Origin of the sequence: Geodermatophilus maliterrae (assembly GCF_041018925.1) — a bacterium.
Lineage (GTDB): Bacteria > Actinomycetota > Actinomycetes > Mycobacteriales > Geodermatophilaceae > Geodermatophilus > Geodermatophilus maliterrae.
In genome coordinates this window covers 1-10639 of sequence record NZ_JBFNXQ010000141.1, presented here as the reverse complement: position 1 = coordinate 10639, position 10639 = coordinate 1, and the positions used below count along the sequence as shown (strand labels likewise).

9 protein-coding genes are annotated in these 10639 nt (G+C 75.2%); 4 read left to right on the top strand and 5 right to left on the bottom strand.

Translation table 11 applies throughout. From position 1 onward, the window contains the following. Both ABQ292_RS24790 and ABQ292_RS24785 read right to left on the bottom strand, forming a co-directional pair. Nucleotides 1–1130: MFS transporter (locus tag ABQ292_RS24790; RefSeq protein WP_369210378.1), on the bottom strand; the 1130-nt coding region annotated here is incomplete at its 3' end. A 10-nt stretch (nucleotides 1131–1140) separates the two neighbouring features. Next, nucleotides 1141–1671: a metallophosphoesterase family protein gene (locus tag ABQ292_RS24785; protein WP_369210377.1), complete on the bottom strand. Its 531-nt coding sequence runs from the start codon at nucleotides 1669–1671 to the stop codon at nucleotides 1141–1143. A gap of 82 nt (nucleotides 1672–1753) precedes the next feature. On the opposite strand from ABQ292_RS24785, the gene ABQ292_RS24780 reads away from it, so the two are divergent. Continuing rightward, on the top strand, nucleotides 1754–3346 hold the full coding sequence (locus ABQ292_RS24780) for an MFS transporter (RefSeq protein WP_369210376.1): 1593 nt from the start codon (nucleotides 1754–1756) through the stop codon (nucleotides 3344–3346). A 79-nt stretch (nucleotides 3347–3425) separates the two neighbouring features. Here ABQ292_RS24780 and ABQ292_RS24775 read toward each other — a convergent pair whose 3' ends face one another. The 3 genes from ABQ292_RS24775 to ABQ292_RS24765 all read right to left on the bottom strand — a co-directional run bounded on the left by ABQ292_RS24775 (nucleotide 3426) and on the right by ABQ292_RS24765 (nucleotide 6557). Further along, nucleotides 3426–4388 carry a cytochrome c oxidase assembly protein gene (locus ABQ292_RS24775; protein WP_369210375.1) on the bottom strand — a complete coding sequence of 321 codons (963 nt, stop codon included), beginning with the start codon at nucleotides 4386–4388 and terminating at the stop codon, nucleotides 3426–3428. A 157-nt stretch (nucleotides 4389–4545) separates the two neighbouring features. After that, the gene (locus ABQ292_RS24770) at nucleotides 4546–5457 is read right to left on the bottom strand and encodes a cation diffusion facilitator family transporter (RefSeq protein ID WP_369210374.1); all 912 of its coding nucleotides are present in this window, start codon (nucleotides 5455–5457) and stop codon (nucleotides 4546–4548) included. Nucleotides 5458–5534: 77 nt separating this feature from the next. Then, nucleotides 5535–6557, bottom strand: a complete 1023-nt coding sequence (locus tag ABQ292_RS24765) for a M23 family metallopeptidase (RefSeq protein ID WP_369210373.1) — start codon at nucleotides 6555–6557, stop codon at nucleotides 5535–5537. Between the two features lie 569 nt (nucleotides 6558–7126). On the opposite strand from ABQ292_RS24765, the gene ABQ292_RS24760 reads away from it, so the two are divergent. The 3 genes from ABQ292_RS24760 to ABQ292_RS24750 all read left to right on the top strand — a co-directional run. Then, nucleotides 7127–8308, top strand: a complete 1182-nt coding sequence (locus ABQ292_RS24760; RefSeq protein WP_369210372.1) for an alcohol dehydrogenase catalytic domain-containing protein — start codon at nucleotides 7127–7129, stop codon at nucleotides 8306–8308. A 173-nt stretch (nucleotides 8309–8481) separates the two neighbouring features. Next, entirely contained in the window at nucleotides 8482–9708 is a 1227-nt protein-coding gene (locus ABQ292_RS24755; protein WP_369210371.1) for an MFS transporter, read from the top strand. 41 nt (nucleotides 9709–9749) lie between these two features. Continuing rightward, on the top strand, nucleotides 9750–10639 hold an 890-nt coding region (locus tag ABQ292_RS24750), incomplete at its 3' end, for an aldo/keto reductase family oxidoreductase (protein WP_369210370.1).

Below are 10639 nucleotides of genomic sequence, written 5' to 3'. Positions count from 1 at the left end.
ACGGCGAAGGCGGCCGGGTAGCCGGGGCCGGCGTCGACCAGCAGCGCGGCCAGCGGCACGGTCAGCGCGGCGGCCAGGTTCTGCGCGGTGTTGTGCGCGCCCAGCGCCCGACCGGCCCACGCGCTGCCGGCCTGCTCGGCCACCGACGTGAACGCCACGCCGTTGGGACTGACCGTGGCCACCGCGGCGAGTGCCACCGCCGCGGCAGCGACGGCGGGACCCAGGACGTCCGGCGTCAGTGCGGCGACCAGGGCCAGCACCCCCACGGCGAGGGCCACGGCGACCGCGACCCGGCGCAGGGGACCCAGCCGGCTGCCCACCCGGTCGGACCACACGCCCGCGCCGAGCCGCGCAGCCACGCCGCCGACCTGGGTGACCGCGAGCAGCGTGCCGGCGGCCGCGACGGCCCACCCCGCGTCGTGCACCAGCCAGTCGAAGACCAGCCCGGCGACGGCGAACTGCGGCACCACCAGCAGCGTGCTGGCCGCGTGCACCCGCCAGAGCACCGGTCCGCGGTAGGGCGAGGCGGGCCGCGGGGCGCCGTCGGCACGTGGCGGGCGCGCCGGGTCGCGCACGAGCAGCGCCACGAGCACCGCGGCGACCGCGCAGCCGGCCGCCAGCAGCGCGAACGCCCCGCCGGGCCCGCCGCCGGCCAGCCGCGGGAGGAGCAGGGCGGCGAGCCCGACACCCAGCGGCTGCCCGGCCTGCCGGATGCCCATCGCCAGCCCCCGCTGCGCCGGCGGGAACCAGCCGAGCACCAGCCGGCCGCTGGCCGCGTGCACCGAGCCGCTGCCCGCACCCGCGAGCACGAGCCACAGGCCCGTGGGCAGCGCGGCGTCGGCGAGCGCGGCGCCGGTCAGCCCGCCGGCGGCGATCGCCAGGCCGCAGGAGAGCACGAGGCGCTCGCCGTGGCGGTCGGCCAGGGCGCCCCAGGGCAGCAGGGTCAGCACGAGGCCGGCGGTGGGAGCGCTGACCAGCAGCCCGGCCTGCGGCAGGCTCAGCCCCTCCTGGCGCAGCGCGACCGTGAGGAACGGCAGGCCGTTCTGCGCGGCGCAGGCCGCGACCAGGCCGGTCAGCCCGACGGCGAGGTACCGCCAGCGGGCGGCCGGCGGGGCCCCCGACCCGGTCACCGCGCGGCCGTCACGGCCGGGGCTCGCGCGGAACCGGGTGGAAGGTCACCTCGGACAGCACGCCGTCGGCGGCGACGGCCGTCACGAACGTGCCGTGCGGCTGACGGCGGCGGTCGGTGGGCGAGCCGGGGTTGACCAACCGCAGACCGGATGGCGCGCCCTCGTTGGGTGTCACGGTGTCCCACGGGATGTGGCTGTGCCCGAAGAAGAGGACGTCGGTGTCGGGGAACCGGGCCGCGCACCGGCGCTCGCGCCCCTTCGCGTCGCCGGTCTCGTGCACGACGGCGATCCGCAGCCCCTCGACCTCGGCCCGGGCCACCTCGGGGAGCCGTTCGCGCAGCGCCCCGTGGTCGTTGTTGCCGTGGACGGCGAGCAGCCGGCGGGACCGCGCCTCGAGCGCGTCGAGCAGCGCGACGTCGACCCAGTCGCCGGCGTGCACCACCAGGTCGGCGGCGTCGACCGCGGCCCACAGGGCATGAGGTAGGTCACGTGCACGCCGGGGCAGGTGCGTGTCGGCCATCACGACCAGCGAAACGGGCACGGGGACATGGTTGCAGAGGGCTACCTTGCTGGTTCGGCCGACGAACTCGGCCTCCTCCCCCCGCACGACCCCTGAGGACCTCATGACCCACGCGTCGTCCACCCCTGCCGCCGGTCCGGAGACCGCGGCGACCGAGCCCTACGAGAAGCGCTGGCTGGCGCTCGGCGTCATCGCGATGACCGTGCTGCTGGTCATCCTCGACGCCACGATCGTCAACATCGCGCTGCCCGCCGTGTCGACCGACCTGGGGATCACCGCGGCGTCCCAGCAGTGGATCGTGACCGCGTACACGCTGACCTTCGGCGGCTTCCTGCTGCTCGGCGGCCGCATCGCCGACTACTGGGGCCGGAAGCGGACCTACCTGGTCGGCGCGGCCGGCTTCGCCGTCGCCTCGGCGCTGGGCGGCATCGCCCAGAACGAGGCGATGCTGTTCGCCGCCCGCGCGCTGCAGGGCGTCTTCGGCGCCCTGCTGGCCCCGGCGTCCCTGGCGCTGCTGACCGTGCTGTTCACCGACCCGAGGGAGCGGGCCAAGGCCTTCGGCGTCTACGGCGCCATCGCCGGCGGTGGCTCGGCGGTCGGTCTGCTGCTCGGCGGCGTGCTCACCGAGTACGCCGACTGGCGCTGGTGCTTCTGGGTCAACCTGCCGGTGGCGCTGCTCGCCATCGTCCTGGCCGTCCCGATCGTCCCGGAGAGCAAGGCGCCCGGTGACACCCGCTACGACATCCCCGGCGCGGTGCTCATCACGCTCGGCCTGGCCTCGATCGTCTACGGCTTCACCCGCGTGGCCGAGGCCTCGCAGACCAACGCCGCGGAGGCCGCGGCGGCCAACGCCCGGGCGGCGGCGCAGGGCGACCCGACCCTGGTGACGCCGGACAGCGGCTGGACCGACGGCGCGGCGTGGCTGTTCATCGTCGTCGGCCTGGTGCTGGTGGCGCTGTTCGTCCTGCTGGAGATGCGCACCCGCAACCCGCTGCTGCCGATGCGGATCGTCCTCGACCGCAACCGTGGCGGGGCCTACCTGACCTCGACGCTGGTCGGCGCCGGCCTGATCGGGGCGTTCTTCTTCCTGAGCCTGTACTTCCAGCAGGTGCTCGGCTACGAGCCGGTCGTCGCCGGCCTCGCCTCGCTGCCGACGACGCTGGGCGTCTTCGTCTCGGCCGGTGCGGCCAGCGCGCTGGTGCCGCGGGTCGGGCCGAAGCCGCTCATGGTCCTCGGCGGGCTGCTGGCGGCCGCGGGGCTGTTCACGCTGTCCTTCGTCGGCGTCGACACCGGCTTCTGGGTGCTGCCCTTCCCGGGCCAGCTGCTGCTGGGCCTGGGCCTCGGCTTCACCTTCGTGCCGCTGTCCAACCTGGCGCTCGTGGGCGCCGGGGAGCACGACGCCGGTGCGGCCAGCGCGATGCTCAACGCGACCCAGCAGGTGGGCGCCTCGATCGGCACCGCGGTCCTGGCCTCGCTGTCGGTGGGCGCCGTCAGCGCCTACACCGCCGACGTCCTGACCTCGGGGGCCGACCCGCAGGACCCGGCGGTCGGCCTGGCCGCGCAGGTCGAGGGCTACACCACCGCCTTCACCTGGGCGGCCGGCCTGCTGGTCCTGGGCGCCGTCGCGGCCGCGGTGCTCGTCAAGGCGACCAAGGAGGACCTGCCGTCGGGCGACGCGCCCGTCCACGTGGGCTGAGACGCGGGCCACGTCGACCCCCGGGTCGTCGCCGATCGCACGCGCGCGTCCCGCCGTGTCGCCGGCGACGACCCGGTGGTCAACTCCCGGTGCGGCCCGCCATGGCGCGGAGACGGGCGTTGTAGGCCTCGAGCTCGGCGTCGTCGGTCCGCTCGGCGACGCGGGCGATCCGCTGGCCGCGGCGCTCCTCCGAGCCCATCCACGAGAACAGCACGACGGCGAGGACCAGCACCGTCGGCAGCTCGCCGAAGGACCAGGCGATGCTGCCGGCGGTGTTCTGGTCGGCCAGCGGGTCGACGCCCCAGCCGGCCGGCGGCTCGGCGAAGGTCCGCACCACCAGCGAGCCGGCCATCATGATCGCGACGCCGAAGAAGGCGTGGAACGGCATCGGGACGAGCAGCTCGAGCATCCGGCCGCCGTGGCCCACCTGCCGCGGCCACGGGTCCTGGGCGAGGATCGGCCCGAAGAAGAGCAGTCCGGTCACGGTGAAGTGGGCGAGCATGAACTGGTGCCCGATCGGGTCGCCCATCAGGGCGTCGAAGACGGGCGTGAAGTAGACGCCGTAGAGGCTGACCAGGAACAGCGGCAGCGTGAACAGCGGGTGCGAGACGAACCGCGCGACCCGGCTGTGCAGCGCGTCGAGCAGCAGCGCGCGCGGAACCCCGGCCACGCCCCTCCCCCGCGGCAGCGCCCGCAGCGCCAGGGTCACCGGCCGGCCCATCAGGAGCAGCAGCGGCGCCACCATCGACAGCACCATGTGCTGCGACATGTGCACGCTGAACAGCACCATGCTGTAGCCGTTGAGCCAGGTGCCGGTGACGGCGAACAGCGAGAGGCACCCGGCGACCCACGACGCCGTCCGCCACCACGGCCAGGCCACGCCCGAGCGGCGCAGCCGGACCATGCCGACCAGGTAGGCGACGAGGCCGAGCAGGGCGAGCACCGGCAGGACCGACCAGGCGTCGAGGTGCGGCAGGAACAGCCGCCCCCACGTGGGTGGCTCGTCGGGCACCCACATGCCCGAGTGGTGCCCGTGCTCCACCTGCGCCTCCTGCCTGCGACCTGTCCGTGCGGCTCCCACTGTCCCACCACGGACCCCGACCGGGTGGCCCGCCGTCGGTGCCCCGACGCCGGGTGGCCCCTGTGCAGGGTCCCGCCGCGAGCTCGCGAGCGGTGGGGGGCAGCGGGGTCCTTCGATTTCAGTCGTGGACGGGCGCCTCGTGGCCGGCGTGCGCCTCGGCCTCGATCTGGAAGGTGCAGTGGGCGACGTCGAAGTGGTCGCCCAGGCAGGACGCGAGCGCGTCCAGCACGCGCCCGCCGTGACCGGCGGCCAGCGCCTCGTCGGTGACGACGACGTGCGCGGACAGCACCGGCAGCCCCGAGGTGATCGTCCACGCGTGCAGGTCGTGGACGCCGACGACGCCCTCGACGCCGAGCACGTGCGCGCGGACCCGGTCGAGGTCGACATCGCGGGGCGCGGCCTCGAGCAGCACGTCGAGCGCCTCGCGCAGCAGCGCCCACGCGCGCGGGAGCACCAGGCAGCCGACGAGCAGCGCGGCGAGCGTGTCCGCCGGCGTCCAGCCGGTCAGGGCGACGACGCCCCCGGCGACGAGGACGGCGACCGAGCCGAGCGCGTCGCCGAGCACCTCCAGGTGGGCGCCGCGGACGGCGAGGGAACCGCGGCGGCCGCGGTGCAGCAGCGCCAGGCCGGCGAGGTTGGCGACCAGCCCGGCGGCGGCGACAGCCACGACCACCCCGGAGTCGATCTCGGGCGGGTCCCCGACGCGGCGGACCGCCTCGACGACCACCACGACCGCGACGCCGGTGAGCAGCAGCCCGTTGGCGACGGCGGCGAGGATCTCCACCCGCTGCCAGCCGAAGGTGCGCCGGCCGCGGGCCGGACGCTGCGCCAGCGTGACCGCGCCGAGAGCCAGCCCGATCCCGAGCGCGTCGGTGGCCATGTGCCCGGCGTCGGCGAGCAGGGCCAGCGATCCGGACACCAGCGCGCCGACGACCTCGGCCACGAGCACCGCGACGGTGAGCCCGAGGACGACGGCCAGCCGGCCGCGGGAGCCCCCCGCGGCGGTCCCGTGGTCGTGCCCGGCGCCCATCGGCCCACCTCCTGCAGGCAGTGTCCCCGACCGCCCCCCTGCCCGGACCGGCCGGGCGGGGGCAGCGGGGTCCTCCTTCAGACGGCGACGCCGCGCTCGCGCAGCCACGGGAGCGGGTCGACGCGCTCGCCGTCGATGCCGCCCACGTGGACCTCGAGGTGCAGGTGCGGGCCGGTGGACTGCCCGCGGTTGCCCAGCAGGGCGATGGTCTCGCCAGCGCGGACCACCTGGCCGGGCTCCACGAGGATCTCCTCCATGTGCCCGTAGACGGTGACGTCGCCGTTCTCGTGCTGGACGTACACGACCAGGCCGTAGCCGCTGGCCGGGCCGGCCTCCAGGACGACGCCGTCGGCGACCGCGTACTCCGGCGTGCCGATCGGCGCGGCCAGGTCGATGCCGGCGTGCAGCGTGCCCCAGCGGGGGCCGAACGTGCTGGTGAGCCGGGCTCCGTCGACCGGCAGGACCGTTCGGGGACGCGCGGCCTCGGCCGCTGCGGCAGCGGCGGCCTCCGAGGCGATCCGGTCGGCCTCCGCCTGGGCCTGGGCCGCGGCGGCCTCCTCGGCCTCGCGGGCGGTGCGGCTGGCGGTTACCTCGTCGAGCAGCACCGCGGCGTCGGACTCGATGACCGCCGCCTGCGCGGCCGGCGACAGGTCCTCGCCGCGGATGCCGAGCTCCTCGGCCACGCTCACCGACGTGCTGACGGAGGTGGGACCCCCGGCCTGCGCGACCCCGTCACCGGCGGTGGACGTGCCGAGCCCCACGGCACCCACGACGGCGGCGGCCAGGTAGAAGCCCGGACGGCGGCGGGGCGCGCGCAGCCGGCGGGTGGCCGAGTGCCAGCCCGTCCGGAGCCCGGCGTCCCCGGTGGCGACGGCAGCGTCCTCGACAGCGGCCGCGGCGACCTCGACGGCCGGCGCCGGTGCGACGACGGCCAGCGCCTGTGCGTCGGCGGCCTGGACCAGCTCGACCGCGTCGGCGACGGCGGCCACCGGCTCCGCCGAGCGCACCTCGGCGGCGACGTCGGCGGGAGCGTCGGTGTCCTGCGCAGCCGCACACTCCTCGGCGGTGCCGACGACGGCGCGGACCTCGAGGTCGGCCACCGGGGCCGCCGCGTCGGGCCGCGACCGGGGATGCGGCGTCGGCCGCGGACGCGGGCTCGGACCGCGGGCCGGACGGAGGACGACCCCGTCCTCCCCGGGACGGGACCACTCTGCCGGCGACGCCTCCCCCTGACGTCGCTGCGGGGCCTTCCGCTGGGCCGCCGTCCCGGCCGGGGGACGGCGCCGGGCGGACGTCGTCGCTGCGGCCTTGCGGGAGGGGCTGCCCGCGGCGGTGCGCGGGGAGGTCCCTCCGTCGGAGAGGCGGTCGGGGTGGAGCTCGGTCATGCACCTGACTTCCGTCGGGGACAGGGATCTCGTGGGGTGCCCGGGGGAGCGGACGGGACCCATGTAAACATGCCGTTATGTTTTCGTGACCTGACCGGGTGGGTACGCAGCCGCGGTCATGTGGCGCCGTCCACAGAACTGCACGGATGTCATTCGACGGCCCGTCGAACTGGCTTCACGCTGCGTCATTAACACGCCGGTCGAGCGGTGAACCAGGCGCGATGAGGCTCACATGGGGCAGGAGCCGGGACAGGACCCTGGACGAGCACCCGAGGAGCGGACTCATGCGCGCAGTGACCTGGCACGGCCGTGCCGACGTACAGGTGGACACCGTCCCCGACCCGACCATCCAGGAGGACACCGACGTCGTCGTCGAGGTCACCTCGAGCGGCATCTGCGGGTCCGACCTGCACCTCATCGAGGTCATGGCGCCGTTCATGTCGGTGGGTGACGTCATGGGCCACGAGCCGATGGGCGTCGTCCGCGAGGTGGGGTCGGCGGTGACCGCCGTGAAGCCGGGCGACCGCGTCGTCGTGCCGTTCAACATCTCCTGCGGCACCTGCTGGATGTGCTCGCAGGGGCTGCAGTCGCAGTGCGAGACCACGCAGAACCGCGAGCAGGGCTTCGGCGCCTCGCTGTTCGGCTACACCAAGCTCTACGGCCAGGTGCCCGGCGGCCAGGCCGAGTACCTCCGGGTGCCCTTCGGCAACACGCTGCCGATCAAGGTCCCCGGCGGCCTGCCGGACGACCGCTTCGTCTACCTCTCCGACGTCCTGCCGACCTCCTGGCAGGCCGTCCAGTACGCCGCCGTGCCGCCCGGTGGCACGCTGCTGGTGCTGGGGCTCGGGCCGATCGGCGACATGTGCACCCGCATCGCCCACCACCTCGGCATCGAGAAGGTGTACGCCTCCGAGGTCGTCCCGGAGCGCGTCGCCCGGGCCATCGCCCGCGGCACCGAGGTCATCCGCTCCACCGACCAGGCCGACGTCGTCGGTGCGATCCGCGACGCCACCGACGGCCGCGGCCCCGACGCGGTCATCGACGCCGTCGGCATGGAGGCGCACGGCTCCCCGCTCGCCTCGATCGCGCAGAAGGCCACCGCGATCGTGCCCGACGCGATCATGGAGAGGGTCATGCAGGTGGTCGGCGTCGACCGGATGGCCGCGCTGAACACCGCCATCGAGGCCGTCCGCCGCGGCGGCACGATCTCGCTGTCGGGTGTCTACGGCGGCGCCAGCGACCCTATGCCGCTGAACAAGATGTTCGACAAGCAGATCCAGCTGCGCATGGGCCAGGCCAACGTGTGGCGCTGGGTGCCCGACATCCTGCCGCTGCTCGTCGAGGGCGACCCGCTCGGCGTCGACGACTTCGCCACCCACCGGGTCCCGCTCGAGCAGGCGCCGCAGGCCTACGCCGACTTCCGCGAGAAGAAGGACGGCGCGGTGAAGGTGCTGCTCCAGCCCTGACGCCGGCGGCACGGTCCCGGCGTCCGGCGCGACGCCGGGACCGCGCTGTGAGCAGACCCACCCCGCGTCCGGGGCATGAACGCCCACGCCCGGACGATGCACCACCGGGACCACCCCTGACGGACGACGCCGTCCGCACCACCCTCCCGCCGTCGTCCCTGGAGTACTCCCCCGTGCCTCGCGCCCTGCTCGCCCTCGCCGTCGGCGCCTTCGGCATCGGCACCACCGAGTTCGTGGTCATGGGCATGCTGCCCGAGATCGCCACCGGCCTCGGCGTCTCGGTGTCGGCCGTCGGCCTGCTGATCTCCGCCTACGCCGTCGGCGTCGTCGTCGGCGCCCCGACGCTGACCGCGCTGGGCGTCCGGTTCTCCCCGCGGCAGACCCTCGTCGCGCTGATGGTCGTGTTCGTCGTCGGCAACGCGCTCTCGGCACTGGCGCCCACCTACGAGACGCTCGCCGCCGCCCGCGTCCTCACCGCGCTGGCGCACGGCTCCTTCTTCGGCGTCGGCGCGGTCGCCGCCCGCCGGCTGGTCGCACCGGAGCGGGCCACCCAGGCCATCTCGCTGATGATCGTCGGCCTCACGCTGGCCAACGTGGTCGGCGTCCCGCTGGGCACGTTCGTCGCCCAGCAGACCAGCTGGCGGTTCGTCCTCGGCGGGATCGCAGTCATCGGCCTGGTCACCATCGCCGGCCTGCTGGCCTGGGTCCCGGCCGGGGTGGGTGAGCGCGGCGACCTGCGCGCCGAGCTCGCCGCGTTCCGCCGCGGGCAGGTGTGGCTGGTGCTCGGCCTGACGATGGTCGGCTTCGCGGCGCTGTTCGCCGTCTACAGCTACGTCAGCCCGATCCTCACCGAGCTCGGCGGCATCCCGGAGGGCTGGGTGACGCCGGTGCTGGCCCTGTTCGGGGTCGGCACCACGGTCGGCACGCTGGCCGGTGGCCGGCTCGGGGACCGGTACGGCTTCTCCTTCGTCGCGGCCGGCCTGCTGGCCACCGCGGTCCTGCTCGCCGCCTTCGCGTTCCTGGCGCGCACGCCGGTCGCCGCCGTCGTGCTGCTCGTGCTGTTCGGCACCGTGGCGTTCTCCATGGGCCCGGTCGTGCAGAACGGCGTCATCGAGGCCGCCCGGGTGCGCGGCGGCAGCCTGGTCTCGGCCGCCAACCAGGCGGCGTTCAACGTGGCCAACGCGGCGGGGGCGGCGCTGGGTGCGCTGGTCATCTCGGGGGGCCTGGGCTACACCGCGCCGATGTGGGTCGGCGCCGCGCTGGCCCTGGCGGGGACCGTCCTGGCCCTGCTGGCCCGGCGGGCCGACCACCGGGAGACCGCACGGGTCGACGCCGACGTCCGGCAGTGGCGGCAGGCCGTCGGCGCGGAGCTCGGCGCGGAGGTCGGCCGGGCCGCCTGAGATCCCGCGCGTAGGCCCGCCCGACCGGGTAGGGAGCCGTCATGACGACGACCGCCGAGAGGTCAGGACGGTTCGCGCTCGGGGACCGCACGGTCAACCGGCTCGGCTACGGGGCCATGCGGCTGTCCGGCCCGGACATCATGGGGCCGCCGGCCGACCGCGAGGCCGCCGTCGCCGTGCTGCGCCGGGCGGTGGAGCTCGGCGTCGACCACGTCGACACCAGCGACTACTACGGCCCGCACGTCACCAACGAGATCATCCGCGAGGCCCTGCACCCCTACCCCGAGCAGCTGACCATCGTCACCAAGGTCGGGGCGCGGCGGACGCCCGAGGGCGAGTGGCCCGAGGCCCTCTCCCCCGACGAGCTGCGCTCGGCCGTGCAGGACAACCTCGACCACCTCGGCGTCGACGTGCTCGACGTGGTCAACCTGCGGATGCCCGGTGTCGACGCGCCCGTGGAGCGCTCGCTGGCCGAGCCGTTCGGGACGCTCGCGGAGCTGCAGCAGCAGGGGCTGATCCGCCACCTCGGCGTCTCCAACGTGACCACCCAGCAGTTCGCCGAGGCGCGGTCGATCGCCCCGGTGGTGTGCGTGCAGAACCACTACAACCTCGTGCACCGCGACGACGACCCGATGATCGACGCGCTGGCCCGCGAGGGCATCGCCTACGTGCCGTTCTTCCCGCTCGGCGGGTTCACGCCCCTGCAGTCGGCGGCGCTGGAGACCGTCGCCCGGCGGCTGGAGGCCACGCCGATGCAGGTCGCGCTGGCCTGGCTGCTGGCCCGCTCGCCCAATCTGCTCCTCATCCCGGGCACCTCCTCGGTGGCGCACCTGGAGGAGAACCTGCAGGCCGCGGCACGGGTGCTCGGCCCGGCGGAGGTGGCCGAGCTCGACCGGATTGGCGGCACCGGGGAGCCCGACGTCGACCTCTG

Excerpts from the sequence above, each read along its gene's own strand:
- ABQ292_RS24760 (WP_369210372.1), top strand. The coding sequence starts at position 7,127 with ATGCGCGCAGTGACCTGGCACGGCCGTGCCGACGTACAGGTGGACACC.
- ABQ292_RS24770 (WP_369210374.1), bottom strand. The coding sequence starts at position 5,457 with ATGGGCGCCGGGCACGACCACGGGACCGCCGCGGGGGGCTCCCGCGGC.
- ABQ292_RS24780 (WP_369210376.1), top strand. The coding sequence starts at position 1,754 with ATGACCCACGCGTCGTCCACCCCTGCCGCCGGTCCGGAGACCGCGGCG.